14 protein-coding genes are annotated in these 18,547 nt (G+C 59.6%); 7 read left to right on the forward strand and 7 right to left on the reverse strand.

The genetic code is table 11. The annotated features are described in order from the left end of the window. Positions 1 to 176 precede the first annotated feature (176 nt). From Q0K07_RS06500 to Q0K07_RS06515, 4 genes are all read left to right on the forward strand, one after another. A complete protein-coding gene (locus Q0K07_RS06500) occupies positions 177 to 620 on the forward strand; it encodes a hypothetical protein (RefSeq protein WP_294557861.1) in 444 nt (147 codons plus the stop codon). Then, a complete protein-coding gene (locus tag Q0K07_RS06505) occupies positions 602 to 1,639 on the forward strand; it encodes a hypothetical protein (RefSeq protein ID WP_294557863.1) in 1,038 nt (345 codons plus the stop codon). The genes Q0K07_RS06500 and Q0K07_RS06505 overlap by 19 nt, the downstream gene beginning before the upstream one ends. Then, positions 1,593 to 2,696, forward strand: coding sequence for a hypothetical protein (locus Q0K07_RS06510; RefSeq protein ID WP_294557864.1), 1,104 nt, complete (start codon positions 1,593 to 1,595; stop codon positions 2,694 to 2,696). The genes Q0K07_RS06505 and Q0K07_RS06510 overlap by 47 nt, the downstream gene beginning before the upstream one ends. Positions 2,697 to 3,503: 807 nt before the next feature. Beyond that, on the forward strand, positions 3,504 to 3,944 hold the full coding sequence (locus Q0K07_RS06515) for a hypothetical protein (RefSeq protein WP_294557865.1): 441 nt from the start codon (positions 3,504 to 3,506) through the stop codon (positions 3,942 to 3,944). Positions 3,945 to 4,257: 313 nt separating this feature from the next. Here Q0K07_RS06515 and Q0K07_RS06520 read toward each other — a convergent pair whose 3' ends face one another. The 4 genes from Q0K07_RS06520 to Q0K07_RS06535 form a co-directional block, all read right to left on the reverse strand. Then, the gene (locus tag Q0K07_RS06520) at positions 4,258 to 5,553 is read right to left on the reverse strand and encodes a TRAP transporter large permease (RefSeq protein ID WP_294557866.1); all 1,296 of its coding nucleotides are present in this window, start codon (positions 5,551 to 5,553) and stop codon (positions 4,258 to 4,260) included. A gap of 64 nt (positions 5,554 to 5,617) precedes the next feature. Continuing rightward, positions 5,618 to 6,088 carry a TRAP transporter small permease gene (locus tag Q0K07_RS06525; RefSeq protein WP_294557869.1) on the reverse strand — a complete coding sequence of 157 codons (471 nt, stop codon included), beginning with the start codon at positions 6,086 to 6,088 and terminating at the stop codon, positions 5,618 to 5,620. Between the two features lie 64 nt (positions 6,089 to 6,152). Then, positions 6,153 to 7,226 (reverse strand): TRAP transporter substrate-binding protein DctP, encoded by a 1,074-nt coding sequence (gene dctP, locus Q0K07_RS06530; protein WP_294557872.1) that lies wholly within the window; start codon positions 7,224 to 7,226, stop codon positions 6,153 to 6,155. Positions 7,227 to 7,327: 101 nt separating this feature from the next. Next, a complete protein-coding gene (locus tag Q0K07_RS06535; RefSeq protein WP_294557873.1) occupies positions 7,328 to 8,293 on the reverse strand; it encodes an AEC family transporter in 966 nt (321 codons plus the stop codon). A 684-nt stretch (positions 8,294 to 8,977) separates the two neighbouring features. On the opposite strand from Q0K07_RS06535, the gene Q0K07_RS06540 reads away from it, so the two are divergent. Together Q0K07_RS06540 and Q0K07_RS06545 are read left to right on the forward strand one after the other, a co-directional pair. Further along, positions 8,978 to 9,433: a type III secretion system chaperone gene (locus Q0K07_RS06540; RefSeq protein WP_294557876.1), complete on the forward strand. Its 456-nt coding sequence runs from the start codon at positions 8,978 to 8,980 to the stop codon at positions 9,431 to 9,433. Positions 9,434 to 9,451: 18 nt separating this feature from the next. Next, positions 9,452 to 11,326 carry a hypothetical protein gene (locus Q0K07_RS06545; RefSeq protein ID WP_294557877.1) on the forward strand — a complete coding sequence of 625 codons (1,875 nt, stop codon included), beginning with the start codon at positions 9,452 to 9,454 and terminating at the stop codon, positions 11,324 to 11,326. Between the two features lie 982 nt (positions 11,327 to 12,308). On the opposite strand, the gene Q0K07_RS06550 is transcribed toward Q0K07_RS06545, so the two are convergent. Further along, positions 12,309 to 12,905 (reverse strand): hypothetical protein, encoded by a 597-nt coding sequence (locus tag Q0K07_RS06550; protein WP_294557879.1) that lies wholly within the window; start codon positions 12,903 to 12,905, stop codon positions 12,309 to 12,311. 7 nt (positions 12,906 to 12,912) lie between these two features. Further along, positions 12,913 to 14,394: a bifunctional heptose 7-phosphate kinase/heptose 1-phosphate adenyltransferase gene (locus tag Q0K07_RS06555; RefSeq protein WP_294557880.1), complete on the reverse strand. Its 1,482-nt coding sequence runs from the start codon at positions 14,392 to 14,394 to the stop codon at positions 12,913 to 12,915. A 227-nt stretch (positions 14,395 to 14,621) separates the two neighbouring features. Here Q0K07_RS06555 and yedF point away from each other — a divergent pair, with 227 nt between their 5' ends. Next, positions 14,622 to 15,224 (forward strand): sulfurtransferase-like selenium metabolism protein YedF, encoded by a 603-nt coding sequence (yedF, locus tag Q0K07_RS06560; protein WP_294557881.1) that lies wholly within the window; start codon positions 14,622 to 14,624, stop codon positions 15,222 to 15,224. A gap of 170 nt (positions 15,225 to 15,394) precedes the next feature. On the opposite strand, the gene ppdK is transcribed toward yedF, so the two are convergent. Then, entirely contained in the window at positions 15,395 to 18,040 is a 2,646-nt protein-coding gene (gene ppdK, locus Q0K07_RS06565; RefSeq protein WP_294557882.1) for a pyruvate, phosphate dikinase, read from the reverse strand. Positions 18,041 to 18,547: the final 507 nt, after the last annotated feature.

Raw genomic sequence — 18,547 nt, forward strand, 5'->3', positions numbered from 1 at the left:
CCTTCATGGCATCCTCCCTATGCCGACAATAAGAACTTTTTACCCTTTTGGCAATTAATGAGTCCTGAGCCTAGGCGCAGTTCCGCGCTTCGGAGGCACTGAACCTTGTGGCCTCCCTTCAGCTGGAGGCTCGGAAGAGCGATGCTTCCCCGGAAGATAAGGCGCTCAGGGAGGGCATGGCCGAACGGTTCGCGGATATGGGCGAAAAGGCGGGCGTGTTTGCAGGGATGCGCAGGGTTTCTCCCGCCATGCACGGCCATGCGCTTCTGAATGAGATTTCCGTGCAGGCGCAGGCCATGTTTTCCGCCCTGGATGCGCTGGAGCGCAATACGGGCATGAGTCCGGCCGCGTTCACCGCTGCGGCGGACGGCCTGAAGCGGCAGGTGGAAGCGCTGAAGAGCCGTATGGACGCCCCGGGCGTGAACAGCGGCATGATTCAGGAGGATGCCGGTCTGCGCGAAGCGCTGAGCGGGCTGCTCCGGCGGGCTTCGGAGAGGCTGGAGGGGCTTCATCAGATAGAGGCCCGCAGGGAAGTAAGCGCTGCCGTCAGCGATCTTCTGTCCGAAATTGACCCGGAACAGCTGGATGTTCTCCCGGGGTCATGCTCTTTTCGAACCTGAGCGCGCTGGTGCAGGGGCTGAAGCCGTCGGTGGCGCTTTATAACGACGAACTGCGGACGCTGAAGCAGCAGGTGGAGGCGGGGCAGATCACCGACGCGCAGTTCAAGGCCGGGATGATATCCGCCGCCGGCCACCTGCGCACGGGGAGTGCGCGGGAGAGCATCGAGGTTCTTCAGATGCTGAGCATACTTTCCCGGTCCGACATCAGAACGATCGAGGAGTTTCAGTACGAGTACGAGGATTACAGCGGGGTCATGCTCGACACCAATACCGCACGGATTTTCATGACCTTCCTGAAGAGCGACACGTTCATGAAGGGCGAGGTCGCCGCGCTGATGGATAAGCTCGTCACTTCGCCCATGGCCCATGCGGATGTGCTTGATGCGCAGATGGATGACATCGTCGCCATGAAGAACATGTTCGACAGCGGCAGGATGGTACTGCGCGGAGAATATGTGTCGGCGGCGCTTGAGAGGCATGTGGACATGCCCACGGTTCTGGAAGCTTCTCTGCGGGGTATTCCCGCCGATCAGCTGGAGATGCGCGCGAGCGACGCCCTGCGCACAGGCGCCCGCGTGCTGGGGCAGGGCGTGGGCAGTACGGTGCAGCTCTGCACATACCGGGGCGAGGGCGGGGAAGAGGTTTCGCTCGTCTTCAAGCCGGAGGTGGGGGCGAGGCAGAGCCTTGCCCAGCTCTGCGCGGGACAGCTGGGCTTCGGAACAGAGCTGCGCGTCATGCAGCTCAACGTGGCCGCCTGCCGTTCGGCCGACGCCATAGGCTGCGGCGACGTGGTGGCCCGTTCCTCCATAGGCATGAACGAGGGGCGTCTGGGGCTTTTCATGGAGGTGGCGCCGGGAAGGTCCGCCGCGGATATCAGCGACGGCAAGCCCTGCGCCGTCACTTCGGACGGACGGGAGATTTCCTTTGCGGAGGCCCTTGGACACCTGGACAGCAAGGGGCTGAGGGGGGCACATGCTGGGCAACCTCATGCGGGAACTCAGCAGGCTGGAGTGGGCTGATCTGCTCTCCGGCCAGAGCGATCGCCACATGGGGAATTACCTTGTATACATCAACGCCGATACCGGCGATGTGAAGGTGACGGGCATCGACAACGATGCAAGTTTCAGCAGGCGCAGGGTGGGGGCCACGACGGTGGACATCACCGGCGAACCCGGACTGCATGGCGCGCTGCAGGCGTCCGGGGTGACGTTTCCCCGGATGCTCGTGGACGTTCAGAAGCTGAGCGCCGGGCAGCGTGAGGCGCTGGTGAACGGCATGGGCGCGCTGCTCTTCAGCGGGGCGGGGACGGCATGGAATGTGGACAAGGTGCCCGGGCAGCGGGAGGCGCTGCAGCGTGCAGGCCTGAGCCTGCCCCCCATGACGGTGGAAGTCGGCAGCCTCACGGATGATAAGAGGAGCGCACTGGAAGGCATTCTCGGCAGGAGCGTGCAGCGGAATGAGGTTGTGCCTGTGTCCAGAGATATGCTGGAACGCCTGAGCGATGCGGACATCACGGTGAGTTCCGTTCTCATCAATCCTCAGCTGCTGGATCCGGAGTATCAGAGCGTGCTCATAAACACCTTTGGAGAGCACTGGCTCGGCGCCATGGCAGACCCGATGGACGTGGGCACCATACCGGCAGCGCAGCAGATTCTGCGGAATACGGGCATGGACCTGCCCCGCATGGTGATCGACACACGCTCTTTCACTGACAAGCAGTATAGGGTTCTGAAGCCGAAGTACGGCTTCAAGCAGCTTGCCCTGCTGCCCCGCATCGACAGACAAACCTTCCAGGCGCTCATGGCCGTGGATGAAAACGACTACAGGCAGCGCCTGGCACCCTGCATGGACAGGGAGGCCCTGGATGCCGCCGTTCTGCGCCTGCGCGATGCGAAGAGACGGGCGGAGGAGCTGGAGAAGCGGCAATGCGTGGTGGACGACTGGGAGGCTCCCGGTTTTCTCTCCGCCCTGGTACGCGAAAGGAAGGGCAATCCGGAGGGACTCAGCTCGGTGATGCAGAACTGCCTCTTCCTGCGGGATTTCTGGGAATGTGCAGGTCTGGCCGCGCGCGTCTGAACGTGGGCGCCATAACGGTTCAGCAGCCCGGAGGAAAGGGCCTGCGGACGGCATGAAGGGCCGGGCTTCAGGTCCGGCCTCCCGGTCCGGGTTTTCTGCCGCATCGTCTGCGGTGCGGCATGAAGCATCATCGGCATCACGAAGAACGTTTTCCTTCGCCGCGCGCACGGGGGCTTTTTTGCCTGTGCGCGCGGCGTTGTTTTCCCGTCCGTGTCGGAACGCTCTGCCTGTCGGAAGGTGCCTTCCGGCAGGCGTTCTGTCCCTGCGGGGGCGCCGGGGAGGGACGCGCTTTTTCCGCCGCTGCCTTTCAGGGGCGGGCGCCCTTTTTCCCGGAAGGGGAGGTGGGGGAAAAGTCCTCTTCCTTCTTCTCTGCCGTGGGAATCCGGACGCCATGCGCCTGCGGGGCGCCGGGCGGCAGGGCTTTGCACGGGAGCTTCCGGCCCGGGCGGGGCGCGGCGTTTTTTCAGAGGAAGTTCCATGGCAGGCGCACGGAAACGTGCCGGCCTGTACCCCGTTGACTGCGGGGAACCATGAAGGAAGGCGCATAAGGCGGCGCCACCGGCCTGCTGCGGGGCGCCGGGCGGCAGAAGCCTGTTCTTCAGCGTGCGCTGTTCCCGGCCTGCGCCTTTTCCTTCGCGTTCGGCTTTTTTGTACGGCGTTTTTTCCATACCCCTGTGGACGGTCGGCGTGTTTTTCCTGTGCACGGGCGCGCCCTCCGCTATGCTTGAAGAAAAGGCGGCCGCGAGCCGCCCATGCCCGCGCCCTGTGCAGGCCGGGCATGGAAAAAACACAAGCAAGGAGCATGGTATGCAGGATGTCGGGGAACATATGTCCGTACCGGGGGTGAGAAAGCTGAGCTGCGCGGAACTTCAGGCTTTTCTGGATGAGCGGTGCCGCGAGCCGGGGATTGCAGACTGCGACAGGGAGGAACTGGACGCGGCCGCAGCCTGCTCAATCGCCGTGCTCACGCACGGGAGCGCCGAACATCTGCAACAGGCGGCGGAAGAGGCGCTTTCTCCCGTGCCCGGCCTTTATTCCACCGGTGCTTTTCCCTGTGTCATCATGGTGATACGCATGTCCGTGAACGTGAAGATGCACGATTTTAACGCAGCCGTGGACAGGGTGGAGGCAACGGTGCGCGACCTGGCGGGAGAAGGCGGCATCCGCAGCTTTCTGATGCTCGCTTCCGTGGAGGAAGAGGACGGGGACGCCGTGGTGGATATCATCCTTACGGACTCCGCCGCCTGAACGGCCCGCGCAGGACAGCATCCGCCCCAGCCCGGAGAAGGCCCGGTGCGCGGAAAACGTGCGGAAAACGCCCGGGGAAGCATGTGCGCTGGCGGGGCTTTTTCTGTCGGCCGCGGGCCGTGCTTTTCTTTCCGGCTGAGGGCCCGCCTGTCGCCACGGCCGGGAGCCTGCGCAGGCTCCCGGCAGGATCTGCACGTTGCCCGGGGCCTTCGCGGGGCGTTTTCCTTATGCAGGTACCGGGAGTCCTGCGCGCGGCGGAAAAAAAAGCGCCTCCCTTGCGGGAAGCGCTTTTTTCATGCGGCAGGGCAGGCCCTTACATGCCGAGCAGGCGGGGCAGGAACAGGGTGATGTCGGGGAAGAGCATGATGATGATGAGCGCCACGGTGGCGGCCCCGAGCATGGGCAGCACCGGCGGGGTGATCTGCTCCATGGTGAGGTTGCTGATCTTTGCGCCCACATAGAGGTTCACGGCCACGGGCGGGGTCACCTGGCCGAGGGCGAGGTTGATGGTCATCATCACGCCGAACCACACCGGATCCCAGCCGAAGTGGGCCATGATGGGCAGCAGGAAGGGCAGCAGCACATAATAGATGGAAATGGCGTCCAGCAGCATGCCCGCGATGAAGAGAATGACGTTGATGAGCAGAAGCAGCACGGTGGGGTTGTCGGAAAGGGAAAGCAGCACGGCGGCGCCGCGTTCCACAAGGCCCACGGTGCTGGCCACCCAGGCATAAAGCCCGGCGCAGGTGACCACGAACATGATGACGGCCGTGGCCTTCACCGATTCCACCAGCACATCCGCGAGGATGGAGAACTTGTTGATGGTGCGGTAGATGAACACGCCCACGAACAGGCCGTAGAAAATGGCCACGGCCGCGGCTTCGGTGGGGGTGAACACGCCGCCGTAGATGCCGCCGAGGATGACCACGGGGGTCATCACGCCCCAGAAGGCTTCGCGCAGGGCCCTGGAAACGGGCATGGTTCTGGGCTTGCCGCGGTAGCCCTTCTTGCGGGAGGTGAGGAGCACGGAAATCATGAGGAAGGCGGCCACCACCACGCCGGGGATGAAGCCTGCGGCAAACAGGGCGGGCACGGAGACATCGGCAATGCCGCCGTATACGATGAAGGCGATGCTCGGCGGAATGACGATGGCAAGGCCGGAGGTGACGGAAACCGTGGCCGCGGCAAAGGGCTTGTCATAGCCGCTCTTCACCATGGCCGGAATGAGGATGAGGCCGAGGGCCGCCACGGTGGCCGGGCCGGAGCCGGAAACCGCGCCCCAGAAGGTGGCCACGCCCACGGTGGCCACGGCAAGGCCGCCGGTCATGTTGCCCACGATGGTTTCCACAAGCAGCACGATGCGTGCGGCGATGCCCGCCCGTTCCATGATGAATCCGGCAAGGATGAAGAAGGGAATGGCGAGCAGCGGCACCTTGGCCACGCCGGCAAAGAAGTTGTAGGAGAGCATGTCCACGCCCATATCCCACCACCAGCCCACGAGCAGGGCGGAAAGGCCCAGGGAAATGGCGATGGGCACGCGGAAGATGAGCGGAACGGCGAAAGTGATGAGGAGCCAGAAGGCCGGGTCTTTGAAAAGTTCCATATCCATGCGTAAACTCCGTGGAATAAGCGTTGGGAGGGCCTGCGGGCAAGCCCGCGCGGCCTTTGAAGGTCTAGTAGCTTCTGGTGCGGAAATCTTCCCAGACCTTCTGGAGAATGCGCACGATGATGAGGGCGGAGAAAAGCGGCGTGGCTATGGTGTAGATCCATACCGGGATGGCCAGCGACTCGGAAACCACGTTGAGTTCGATTTCGTCCATCACTTCAATGCAGCCCTGCCAGCAGAGGGCGGCGAAGAATATGATGCAGCACAGCACGCTGAACACATAAAGGAGCTTTCTCACGGGCCGGGGCATGGCGTCGTACAGCAGGTTCATGCTGAAGTTGCCCCCTTCGCGGAAGGCCCGCGAAGTCCCCAGAAGAACGATCCACACAAAGAGGTTGACGGTCAGTTCTTCCGAAGAGGAAAAGGAAAAATTGGTGCAGTAGCGCACGATCACGTTGATGAACGAGATGCACGCCATCACGGCCAGAAGCAAGGCTCCGAGCAGTTCCTCGAAGCGGGCGTTCAGAAAGCTCCACATGATACATCCCCGATGCTGAAAAGGCCGGGAGCGGCGGGAGAGCCGCTCCCGGTTCAAAACTGTGTTACTGGGCGGCCTTCATGTCGGCCTCGGCGGCCTTCACGAGGTCTTCGCCGATTTCCTTGGTCCACTTGTCACGCACGCTCTGGGTGGCGGCGTAGAATTCGTCCACCTGCTGATCGGTGAACTTCACGATGTTCATGCCCTTTTCTTCCATGGTCTTGTAGGGATCGGTCACGGCGGGCACTCTGTTGATGCTCTTCAGGTATTCAAGAGAGGAGCCGTCGTCGAAGCCCAGGCGGGAAAGGGCCTTGCTGTACTTTTCCATTTCCGCGGCGCATTCCATGATGATGGCCTGATCTTCCTTGGAGAAGGACTTCCACACCTTGGAATTGGCGGTGAGCAGCAGCGGGTCGATCATGTAGTGCCAGTCGGTGTGGTACTTGTGCCAGGTCCAGATCTGGAGCGTGATGTTGATGCCGTTGGTGGGGTTTTCCTGCCCGTCCACAATGCCCTGCTGGAAGCCGGTCACGGCTTCGGACCAGTTGATGGCCTGGGGGTTGGCGCCGAGAGCGGTGAAGATGTCGGCAAAGATGGGGGTGCTGCACACGCGCAGTTTCATGCCCTTGATGTCGGAAGGCTTGTTGATGGGGCCTTTGCTGGTGGTGAGTTCACGGAAGCCGTTTTCGCCCCAGCCTATGAACTTCACGCCGGTCTTTTCCACGGCGTCCACGAGCATCTTGCCGGACTTGCCGTCTTCAATGGCGTCCATGGCCTTGTAGCGGTCGGGGTTGTTGGCCACGAAGAAGGGCAGGGCGGTAAGGTTGAGTTCCTGCACCTGGGGAGACCAGTTGATGGTGGAGGCAAGGGCGAAGTCGATGGCGCCGCGGCGGACGAGCAGCAGTTCGGAGGTCTGCTTGCCGGCCATGAGCTGAGCGCCGGGGTACACCTTGATGTTGATGCGGCCGCCCGTGCGTTCCTTGACGAGTTCGGCAAAATAGGTCGCGGAAAGGCCCCAGCCGGAGGTGGCGGCGGGCACCACGCTCAGCTTGTATTCCTGCTTGTAGGCGGCGAGCGCCGGAGCCGACAGGATTCCCACACAGGCGGCGGCCATGAGGGCGGTACGGAAAAGCTTCATAACTTCCTCCTCGGATATATTCTTGGTGACGCGAAGCCACGTTGCACCCGAAACGCAGACTACTCCCGCCCCTGGCATGGGCGAGAGCATGTTTTTGCCGTCTACAGCAGCGGCAGAATGAGAATAAGGATGGGCAGCACCACAATGAGTTCCAGGGTGGTGAATACCCAGCAGGCATTGGCCAGGTCCAGGTCCAGATCGAACAGGGACGGGGGAATGAGCGCGTTCATGGCCACGGGCATGGCGGAAAGAATGGCGACCACCTTGAGCGGCACGCCGCCATCCACCTCGCCCAGCCCCGCAAGCATGGCAAGCGAGGTGATGAGCACGGGAACGAGCACGAATTTGATGAGGGAGACGGCCGCCGATTCCCTGGCATAGCAGGCCATGCGCGAAAGGCGCAGGCCCATGCCTATGGAGAGCAGGAAGCACACGGTGCCTGCAAGCATGGCGGCGGTGGAAAGGGTGCCGAACAAGGCCGGACGGGGCACTCCCGCAAGGTTGAGCACAAGGCCGAGGGCAAGGGCGGCCACGATGGCCGCAAGCACGGGGTCGAGGCGGAAGCGGCGCGCGGCGCCTTCGCGGGGGCTGCGGCTGAACCTGCGCGACACGGGAAGGGCCACGGAGAAATAGAACATTTCCTCACACAGGCGGTAGAGCGAGGCCATGGCAATGGAGCTTTCGCCGAAGTACATCACGGCAACGAGGGTGCCCACGGCGCCGATGTTGGTAAAGGTGCCGCAGCAGTACAGGCTGCCCGTCTTTTCGGGCGAAAGGCGCATGAGGCGGGCAAAGACGAGGGCAAGCGCGCCGCCCGCCACCCACGCGGCAAGCCCCAGCGCAGGCAGGGACAGAAGGCGCGGATCGGGGGAGGGCAGGCCCCAGAGCGAGAGCATGGCCGAAACCGGGATAAGCCCGAACATGGCCGTTTTCTGAATGATGAGGCGCAGACGCAGAAGCGCCTGTTCGGAAAGGGGAGCGCGGCCCGAACCCACCCATTGCCGGATACCGTATCCGGCAAGAAGGCTGACGAAGATGATGGTCAGGGTGAGCAGTAGCCGATCCATGGCACACGGGGCAAAAAGTTAACGCACGGCTTCTGGCCCTGTACCGCACAAGGAGAGAGAAAAAACCGGCGGACATCCCGCCCCGGGAACCTTCATCGCGCAGGCGCTTTAAAGGGAGCCGGCATGCGGCGCCGGAGAAGCCGGGCCGTTGCCGGAAGGCGTTCCCGCCCTTGCAGGACAAGGGAACACCCTGGGAAGGACAATTTTCTCCAGACTAATAGGTTTTCAAAAATTGTCAAACACTGTGGCTCTTTTTTGCTGAAAAGGGAGATGTCGCAGTGGAAATGGTGAGTCTTTTGCAAAAATTACACGCTGTTATGGAAAATTTCCTTTCTGGCAAAAATGTGTCGCGGCCTTTTGCGTTGCCCGGAGCGCCTTTTTGCCGCGCACAAGAGCGGGCTTTTCTGCAAAAAAGGGCAGGCCATGCGGCAGGAAAAAGGCCCTTTTTCCGTGCGTGCGGCACAGCCTTTCTTCATGCACGGGGCGCGCCGTGCCGGATACGCTTTTTTCAGGAAAAGGCCCGGAATACGGCACCTCTGCCGCAGCGCCCTTGTAGGCGTATTCCGCCGGTGCTATAGTCCACAGGGGAAAAAGAAGCGAAAAACCGTTTTTCCGGCACGTTTCTTGCAATAAGGTATCCATACAGGCCGCCATGCCTGCGGCGTTGGCATGAAAGGAGCATCCATGCACAGAATTCTTGACGAACTGACAACAGCGTATGCATCCGCTACGGGCTGCACCTGCGAAAAAGAGGGGGAAAACCATGTGGCTCTTCTGGTGGAGGGGGTACGCCTGCGTGTAGGTTTTCTGGAATCCTCCGGCATGCTTCTGTTCCATACGGTGGTGGCGCCGCTTCCCGGGAAGGAGAACGGGCGCGGGGAATTCTGCATGAAGCTCCTTGCCGCGAACAATTTTTTCAGCGGCACTTCGGGCTTCACCCTGGGCGTGGACGAATCGCAGGAAGTGGTGACGCTCCAGCTCGCGTGGGACGCCTTTTCCCTGAACGGGGAAGGCTTCACGCAGATTGTGGACAACATGCTTTTCGCGGCGGTGGACTGGATGGTCAGGCTGGATGCCTGGCAGCCTTCCCCTGAAGAGGGGAAGGACGACGCGCTGATGGTGAACTTTTTGAAAGTCTGATGAAACGGGAGATCGCGTATGCCTATAAACACATTATCTCAGCTGGAACATCATCTGGCGGCGGGCGGTTCGGTGACGGTGGACAGACAGGGCCACCTGAAAGCTCAGAGTTCCTCTCAGCGGATTCTTCAGAAAATAGCCGATGCCTTCCGTTCCCTTTCGGCTTCGGGCAGGGCGGCCATAGAGGCGCGCAACGCCGCCGTGAGCCGGGCCATGGATGAGATGATCCGGAACGACCGTTTCATCAACGCCGCGCGCACGTCCCTTGCCGATAAGGGAGTCGGCGGGGAATCGGGGAAAGGCGCCGCGCGCACAATCTCCCGGACCGGTTCGGAACAGAGCAGCGTCGATTTGAAAAGCCTTGCCGAAGAGGCCATGGTGCATCAGTTCCCGAACCTCGAAAAGGCGGAGCGGAGCCGCCGGGCGCAGATCATCGCCGGTCACATGAAGACCTTTCTGCAGGACAAGGATCCCTCCTATTTCAAGTCCGATGTGCTGCAGACCATAGCGAACGCCATGGCCCGGGAATCCGTGAGGCCCGATATCGGGCAGGTGCATTATGTGAACGTGAGTGAGATGGCAGACAAGGAAGTGGCGCGCCTGAACCCGAAGCTCAGCCAGGAGGAGCGGACCAGACTGACGCAGCTTGTCAGCGGGCGTGTGATGGAATTTCTGCAGGGAGCGGACGGGCTCAACTGGGATCTCGACGTGCTGCGCGAAATCGTGGCCGACGTGGCCGGGGACATCAGCTCTTCCCAAGCTTCCGCGAAGAAGGAGCCTTCCGCCGAAGCTCCTTCGGCCAAGGCGGAGGAGAAGACTTCTGCCGCAAAGCCTGAGGAAAAGGCCGTCGAGACACCTTCGGCCAGGTCTGAGGAAAAGTCTTCTGCCGCAAAGGCTGAGGAAAAGGCCCCTGAGGCTTCGGCAAAGGCGGAGGAAAAGTCTTCCGGTGCAGCGTCTGAAGGGGAAGCTCTGGATGAGGCGCAGCTGCGCGAGACCTATGTGTGGGGTGAGCACGGCATCTCTTCGGGCATTTACGAGATGGCAGAACGATACCTGCTTATGAATTTCCCGAAGGTAGCCGAGGGCGAGCGCATGGCGCTTATCCTGCAACTTCTTGACGATCTGATGAAGGAGATTTCCACCATGCAGGATACGGCGGGGCGCGTGCGCCGCACGACGCTGCGTCAGGCCGTGGCGGATATGGCGGAACGCCTTGTCGCAGAGCGCAGGCCCGACCTGCGCAGGAAGGGGACACATCCGGCCCCCGGGGGAAAGGTGCAGATCCGTACCGAACTTACGCCGGCACAGATCAGCGCGCAGACCATACTCAAGCAGGGGACCAGCACCAACACCTGTTTCATGATCAGCGTGCTGAACAGCCTGATGACCACGGAAAGGGGGCGGGCGATTCTCAGAAACAGCCTCACGGCCGACGGCCGTCTGCACCTGCCCGGGGAAAGCAACTGGGACGGCACCGTCAGTCGCCGGGGAAGCAGTACGGACCCGTACAGGACGTTCAGCCGTCTGGAACATTCCGCAGGGGTGATCTACCAGTCCCACGATGCCCTGTGGAGTCCCGGCAGGCTGGGGATGGCGGGCGAGTTCGCCGGGCTCTTCGGCATGACGGTCGTTCCTTACCGGACGGAAGACGGGGATGAGTGGTTACAGGGAACGGTGTCGTCCGAACGGGATATTGAGACCATTGCGCACCATCTGAACAACGATCGCATGGTGCTGCTGCACCAGGGCAACCATTACATGGCCGTGGTGGGCACGGAACCGGGTGGCCTCATCCTGCGTGATTCTCTGCACGGCGAGGACCGGCACGTTCCTCTGAGGGCGCTTGCCGCTACCAGGACCGTCATCGACATATACGCCTACCCCGCGGTGTAGTTTTCCGGCATGAGACTGCGGGAGGCGCGCCTCCCGCCGCGCGGCGCTTCGTTTCCGCAGGGAGCCATGCCTGCCGTGAGCCCGGAGGCCGTTCCCGCCGGGAGCGCCTGCGGCAAATTCCGCGCTGCAGGGAATTTTGCAGGGGCGTGCCTTCCCTCAGTCTTGCGGGGGAATATGCTGGCCGTTCCGGGCCTTGGCGCTATGCCGGAGAAATGGCCCCGGGTGCCCCGCGGGGGCGGCCTGTGCGGAAACGCCGCGGCTTTTCTTCTGAGAGCCGGAACAGCCGTGGGCAACATCCGCGCCGCAGGGGAAAAGCCTCTGCATCCGGCGTGCGTCCCTTTCTGCGGAAAGGGAGAGGGCCCGGCCGCAAAAAAAGGCCCCGCATGTCTGCGGAGCCTTGAAGGCAGGGAAAGCGCCTGCCCGGGAAGGGGCGGCATTTCAGCCATTCTCGGTATGATGTGATGGAAACAGCTTCCGCAGGGAGCTTTTCGCCGCCAGCTCGGCCGTGAAAAAGCTTTTTACAATCTCTCCAACCAATATCAGAATATATTTTTATGCAATAATGAAGAACATATACTTTTGTTGCATTCCTGTATATAGTATTTGATGAGAATGTTCATTTTTGGTGTATAGTCGATGCTGTATAATTCTATCGCTTTTTGTATATGATCGTTGAGTTCACGGTATTTACTAGAATAAATATCAAAGTTATGTTTAACATTATCAATTTCACGTTTTAATTCGTCTTCAGTAATAGAAATATTATTATTCAATAATAAAGAATGTTTTTTTATAGAGTTTAGTTTTATAGTCATTATATATATCATATCATTAATTAAATAATAATTTTTTGATGTATACTCATTTATTATATGAATAAACTCTTTTTTATTTTATATAAATTACACTTGTATTTGCAATTTGTGCAATTTTTATTCATAGAAAAAATGTTACTTGTAATAGTTAAATCCGTCATGGCGAATTAAATTTCGTTATTATATATGTATATATCCTTTAAAATTTCCTGTATGCGCTCATCTTCATGCTCTGATGCGATACATGCACTAAATTCTGTAAATTTTTTATTACAAAATTGAGATATATTGTTTAATTTTACAAAATGAATTAATGAATCGCATTCTTTTTGTAGCTTATTTTTTTCTTCATGTATATTCTGTAGTCTATATGAATAACATATAGTCATCACAACACCAATAAATGTTGCTATTCCTCCTAAATAAGATCCAAGAAAAGAGATACAATTATCTTTAGAAAAATTATAACGATCAAATAAATGATAATTAATATCAATATAGTTAACAATATAATATATTAATATTGGCAATAATAATACAATCAATAATAAAATAAAATATCTTCTATTATAGATATATAAATATATTTGTCGTTTTAAATTATTTTGATCTTCTGAATTTAATCCAAGTTCGGTCAGCCATTGTTCATATCTTTGAATGTTCTGGTCTTTATCATCCATAAGATTGTAAGGAAAACTTGAAGTTAGACAAAAATCGTTATTAAAACGTATACGGGGTTTCCCCCGTATACGTTCAAAGTTCATATGCCCCTCAGCCCTTCATGCGCTGTATGGTGCTGGTGGTGGAATAGCCTTCCAGCCGGGAGAGGGTCACGGCCTTTCCGCCGTAGCTTTCCACAAACTGAGCCTCGGGCCAGCGGTCGATGGTATAGCCTTCCTTGAGGATGAGGTCGGGCCGTATGGCGTCCACCAGGGGCAGGGCGGTGTCGTCGTCGAACATGACCACATAATCCACAAATTCCAGGGAGGCCAGCAGCAGGGCGCGGGTCTTTTCGTCCTGTATGGGGCGTTCCGGGCCCTTGAGTCTCTTGATGGAGGCATCGGTATTGAGGCCCACCACAAGCACGTCGCATTCCTGCCGCGCCTGCATGAGCGAATGCAGGTGTCCCTGATGCAGCAGGTCGAAGCAGCCGTTGGTAAAGCCCACCTTTCTGCCCTGTTCGCGGCACTGGGCCGCCATTTCGGCGGCTTCGCGGCGGCTGATGATCTTGCGCTTCTGCTTCCAGCCCGGGCCGGAGGCGCTGCGCCTGCGGGAGAGCGCGTCCAGAATTTCCACATCCGTCACGCAGGAGGTGCCGAGCTTGCCCACGGCCACGCCGGAAGCGATGTTGGCGAGCTTCATGGCGTCCTGAATGTCCGCGCCTGCGGCAAGGGATGCGCCGAAGGCCGCAAGGGAGGTGTCGCCCGCGCCGGACACGTCGAACACTTCCCGCGCCTCGGTGGGAATCTGGAACACCGCATCGGGGGCCTTTGCCGAAACAAAGGCCATGCCGTGTTCGCTCAGGGTGACGAGCAGGTTTTCTATGCCGTGGCGTTCAAACAGTTCCCGGGCGCCCCGGCAGAGCTTTTCCTTGAAATCCGCTTCGGCCGGGCGGCAGTCCATGCCCGTGGCCTGATTGAATTCCTTGAGGTTGGGCTTGACCACCGTGGCATGGGCGTACTTGGAATAATCGTCGCCCTTGGGGTCGATGATGACGGGTTTTCCCGCCTTTTTGCAGGCGTCGATGATGCGGCGGCAGCGCTCGGGGGAAAGCATGCCCTTGGCGTAGTCGGAAAGAAGCACGATGTCCGCCGCCTTCACGCGCGCGTCGAGTTCCGGGCCGAGAATGTCGCCGGTATCGGCGGCGCAGTCGAAGCGCCGTTCGTTGTCGATGCGCAGGAGGTGGTTGTTGCCCGCAATGACGCGGGTCTTTTCAATGGTGGGGAAGCCCGGAACCGCCACGGCCATGGCGTGTTCACACACCGCATCGAGCAGGCGGCGCACTTCTTCGCCTGCCGCGTCGCTTCCGACAAAGCAGATGAGGTCGGCCGAACAGCCGAGGCTGTGCAGGTTGGCCACCACGTTCCCCGCGCCGCCGAGCATTCTTTTTTCGCTCTGGAAGTTGAACACGGGCACCGGGGCTTCGGGGGAAATGCGTTCCACTTTTCCGTACAGGAAGTGGTCGAGCATGACATCGCCCACGCAAAGTACCCTGACCTTCCTGTATGACTTGACAATGGTTGAAAGCAACATGGCTGTTTCCTCACAAGAAAAGAACGGCGCATACGGGCCGGATCATGGCAACGATAGCAGGCGCGGAGGGTGAAGTAAAGGCGGCCCTTCCTTGCCTCGGCAGGGAAAAGCCGCTACCCTGCACGGAGGCGGGCGCCTTCCGCAGGGGAGCATCCGGCGGAGGGCGCGTACTGCCCGCACGTTGAGGGCGGGCCTTTTGTTCAACCCTTCAAGGAAAGGAGAACAGCATGGAACTTCTGGACTGCCGGGGCCTCGTGTGCCCGGAACCCGTACTTCGTACCCGCGCGCTTCTGGAAAAAAAGCCCGCGGATGTGGAAGTGCTGGTGGACAACGCCCCGGCCTCGGAAAACGTGAGCCGCTTCCTTGCCCGGAGCGGCTATGCCCCGCAGGTGGAAAAGCGCGGTGAAGCCCTGTGGGCCGTGAAGGCCGCCCGGGCGGGCGTGAGCTGCGCTGCGGCCGAGGAAGTCATTGCGCAGGCCGGGGAGGAAGCGCCCTGCCGCACGCTGGTCTTTCTCAGCTCCGACGTGGTGGGAAGCGGCAGCGACGAACTCGGCGCAAAGCTCATGGTCAATTTTCTTTCCACGCTCCCGGAAATGGGAAGCCGCCTGTGGCGCATCGTCATGGTGAACGGCGGCGTGCGCCTGGCCTCCACCCCCGGGCCTGCCCTGGATGCGCTGAAGAAGCTGGAAGGCCTGGGCGTGAGCATACTCGTGTGCGGAACGTGCCTGGACTACTATCACCTTCTTGAACAGAAAAAGGTGGGCGAAACCACCAACATGCTCGATATCGTGACCAGCCTCGACCTTGCGGACAAGGTGATCCGCGTCTGATCCTCTGTTTCCTCCGCCCCCGTGGGGGCCGAAGGATGCGCCCCGGATTACGGGCCTGACCGGCCTTCCGGGGCTTTTTTCGCACCAGAAAAGGGCCGCCCGTTCGTCAGGCGGCCCTTTTTCATGTCTCTGCCGGGCGCAGAGCGCCCGGAGGGTTTATGTTCAGGGGATTATTTCTTTCTGGGGTACTTCAGGGCAGCCTGAGCCGCCGCGAGGCGCGCAATCGGGATACGGTAGGGCGAGCAGCTCACGAGGTCGAGTCCGGCCAGATGGCAGAATTCCACGGAGCTCGGGTCGCCGCCGTGTTCGCCGCAGATACCGATCATGAGGTCGGGCCTGGTCTTGCGGCCTTCGGCAATGGCGATTTCCATCAGTCTGCCCACACCCTTGCGGTCCAGCACGGCGAAGGGGTTGTCCTTCATGATGTGCTTGTTGATGTACACGGGCAGGAACTTGCCTTCCGCGTCGTCACGGCTGAAGCCGAAGCAGGTCTGCGTGAGGTCGTTGGTACCGAAGCTGAAGAATTCCGCAGCTTCCGCGATTTCCCCGGCCAGCAGGGCCGCGCGGGGCAGTTCGATCATGCTGCCGCACAGGTAGGGGAAGGTGACCTTGTGTTCTTCCATGCACTCCTTGGCGATGCGGTCGCAGCGCTCCTTGAGCATGGCCATTTCCGCAAGGCTGATGGTGAGCGGGATTTCGATTTCCGGCAGAGGAGTGTAGCCGTCGCGGGTGAGGCGGGAGGCCGCGTTGAAGATGGCGTACATCTGCATTTCGTACACTTCGGGGTAGGTGATGCCGAGGCGGCAGCCGCGATGGCCCAGCATGGGGTTGACTTCATGCAGCTTTTCCACCTGAGCGAGCAGATGTTCCTTTTCCTTCAGAAGTTCGGGGTTGTCGCCGCGCACGCGCAGTTCCGTGGTTTCCACGAGCAGCTTTTCGAGGCTGGGCAGGAATTCATGCAGCGGCGGGTCGAGCAGACGGATGCACACGGGCAGGCCGTTCATGGCCTTCAGGATGCCGTAGAAGTCGTTTTCCTGCATGATCTGCAGCGGCTTCAGGGCTTCGATGCGGTCTTCCTTGGTTTCGGCAAGGATCATCTTCTGCACATGGGGCAGGCGTTCCTGCGCCATGAACATGTGTTCGGTTCTGGTCAGGCCTATGCCTTCCGCGCCGAAGTGGCGGGACTTTTCCGCGTCTTCCGGCGTATCGGCGTTGGCGCGCACATGCAGGTCGCGCACTTCGTCGGCCCAGCTCAGAATGGTCTGGTATTCATGGGAAAGTTCGGGGTCCTTCAGCGGCACGGCGCCCAGGATGACGCGGCCGGTGGAACCGTCGATGGAGATAAGGTCGCCCTTCTTCACCACCACGTCGCCCACGGTGAAGCACTGCTGGGCGTAGTCCACCTTCACGGCTTCGCAGCCGCACACGCAGGGCTTGCCCATGCCGCGGGTCACCACGGCCGCATGGCTGGTCATGCCGCCGCGGCTGGTGAGAATGCCCTGAGCCTGCACGATGCCGTGAATGTCGTCAGGCGTGGTTTCCACACGCACGAGCACGACCTTGGAGCCGAGGCGGCCGAGGTGTTCGGCTTCGTCGGCGTCGAACACCACGGAACCGAAGGCGGCACCCGGAGAGGCGGCGAGACCCTTGGCCAGAACCTGCGGATTGGCGGAGCTGTCGATCTGGCGGTGCAGCACGTTGGCGAGGTTTTCAGGGTCGATGCGCATGATGGCTTCGCTCTTGGTGATGAGGCCTTCCTCCACCATGTCGCAGGCGATCTTGAGGGCGGCCTGAGCCGTGCGCTTGCCGTTTCTGGTCTGCAGGATGAAGAGCTTGCCGTGTTCGATGGTCAGCTCGATGTCCTGCATGTCGCGGTAATGCTTTTCCAGCTTTTCCGCAATGTCCCGGAACTGCTTGTAGATTTCGGGCATTTCCTCGGCGAGGTGGGCAATGGGCTGAGGCGTGCGCACGCCGGCCACTACGTCTTCGCCCTGGGCGTTCACCAGGTATTCGCCGTAGAGCTTGTTTTCACCGGTGGAGGGGTTGCGGGTGAAGGCCACGCCGCTGCCGGAGTCGTTGCCCATGTTGCCGAAGGCCATGGACTGGATGTTGACTGCGGTGCCGAGGTTGTGGTCGATCTTGTTGATGGTGCGGTACACGATGGCGCGGTGGTTGTTCCAGGAACGGAACACCGCTTCAATGGCGAGCAGCAGCTGTTCGTGCACGTCTTCGGGGAAGTCCTTGCCGATTTCCTTGCGATAGAGTTCCTTGCTGCGGGTGATGACCGTCTGCAGCGACTCCACCGAAAGTTCCTGGTCGAGCTTCACGCCTTGGGCGGCCTTCTGCTCCTGCAGGATTTCCTCGAATTTTTCCTTGGAAATTTCCATGACCACGTCGGAGAACATCTGGATGAAGCGGCGGTAGGTGTCGCAGGCAAACCACTGATTGTTCGTCAGCCTTGCCAGAGCCGGGAAGGTGACGGCGTTCAGACCGAGGTTCAGAATGGTATCCATCATGCCGGGCATGGAGAAAACAGCCCCGGAACGCACGGAGAGCAGCAGCGGATTTTCCGCATCGCCGAAGCGCTTGCCCACTTTTTCCTCCACCTTGGCGAGGCTGGCCATGACTTCATCCACCAGGCCGTCGGGGAGCTTCCCTCCATGGGCATAGTAGTCGCGGCAGGCGTCGGTGGAAATGGTCATGCCGAAGGGCACCGGCAATCCGATATTGGTCATTTCCGCCAGGTTGGCGCCTTTGCCGCCCAGGAGGCTTTTCATCTGTGCATTCCCTTCATGAAACAGATACACGTACTTCATATGGACGTTCTCCTTGTTGGTCAGGATGACAGTTCTTTGCGCCACAGTACGAAAGTCTTTCCACAACGTCAACACGGCTGAATAATTAATATGCCTTGTGCACCAGTTCAGCGTGTGGGGCATGGTACGGCGTTCCTTGCCGAAAGGTGCGGAATCACAGGCACAGAGCGTATCGCGCTCTTCCATATACGGCGGTCGTTCTTTTTTTTTCGGAGTGCGGCTTTCAGGCCCCGGAAAGGGGGGAAAACGCGGCCTTCGCGGCGCGTTTTTTGGGCGAAAAGGAACAAAATTTTCAAAAATATCCTTTTATTTCCAATAATTATAGAAACAATACAAAGAAAGCGGTAAAAATTGCGCCTTTTTTCACGCGAAAGGGCCTTTCCGGCGGGGCAGGGGGGCTTTTTTTTCTGCCGGGGGAGGGAGGCGGGGATTTTTTGCCGGAAAGGGGAAGGATGTCCTTTGCCTTCGGGGGGAATGGTGCTAGGGTTGCCTGACGCCGCCCCCTTC

Source organism: uncultured Mailhella sp. (genome assembly GCF_944324615.1).
In the GTDB taxonomy this organism is placed as follows: domain Bacteria; phylum Desulfobacterota; class Desulfovibrionia; order Desulfovibrionales; family Desulfovibrionaceae; genus Mailhella.

Coding starts and splice junctions, on each gene's coding strand:
- Q0K07_RS06545 (WP_294557877.1), top strand. CDS start 9,452: ATGCCTATAAACACATTATCTCAGCTGGAACATCATCTGGCGGCGGGC.
- Q0K07_RS06550 (WP_294557879.1), bottom strand. CDS start 12,905: ATGAACTTTGAACGTATACGGGGGAAACCCCGTATACGTTTTAATAAC.
- Q0K07_RS06505 (WP_294557863.1), top strand. CDS start 602: ATGCTCTTTTCGAACCTGAGCGCGCTGGTGCAGGGGCTGAAGCCGTCG.
- Q0K07_RS06540 (WP_294557876.1), top strand. CDS start 8,978: ATGCACAGAATTCTTGACGAACTGACAACAGCGTATGCATCCGCTACG.
- dctP (WP_294557872.1), bottom strand. CDS start 7,226: ATGAAGCTTTTCCGTACCGCCCTCATGGCCGCCGCCTGTGTGGGAATC.
- Q0K07_RS06525 (WP_294557869.1), bottom strand. CDS start 6,088: ATGTGGAGCTTTCTGAACGCCCGCTTCGAGGAACTGCTCGGAGCCTTG.
- Q0K07_RS06555 (WP_294557880.1), bottom strand. CDS start 14,394: ATGTTGCTTTCAACCATTGTCAAGTCATACAGGAAGGTCAGGGTACTT.
- ppdK (WP_294557882.1), bottom strand. CDS start 18,040: ATGAAGTACGTGTATCTGTTTCATGAAGGGAATGCACAGATGAAAAGC.
- Q0K07_RS06500 (WP_294557861.1), top strand. CDS start 177: ATGGCCGAACGGTTCGCGGATATGGGCGAAAAGGCGGGCGTGTTTGCA.
- Q0K07_RS06520 (WP_294557866.1), bottom strand. CDS start 5,553: ATGGATATGGAACTTTTCAAAGACCCGGCCTTCTGGCTCCTCATCACT.
- Q0K07_RS06510 (WP_294557864.1), top strand. CDS start 1,593: ATGCTGGGCAACCTCATGCGGGAACTCAGCAGGCTGGAGTGGGCTGAT.
- Q0K07_RS06515 (WP_294557865.1), top strand. CDS start 3,504: ATGCAGGATGTCGGGGAACATATGTCCGTACCGGGGGTGAGAAAGCTG.
- Q0K07_RS06535 (WP_294557873.1), bottom strand. CDS start 8,293: ATGGATCGGCTACTGCTCACCCTGACCATCATCTTCGTCAGCCTTCTT.
- yedF (WP_294557881.1), top strand. CDS start 14,622: ATGGAACTTCTGGACTGCCGGGGCCTCGTGTGCCCGGAACCCGTACTT.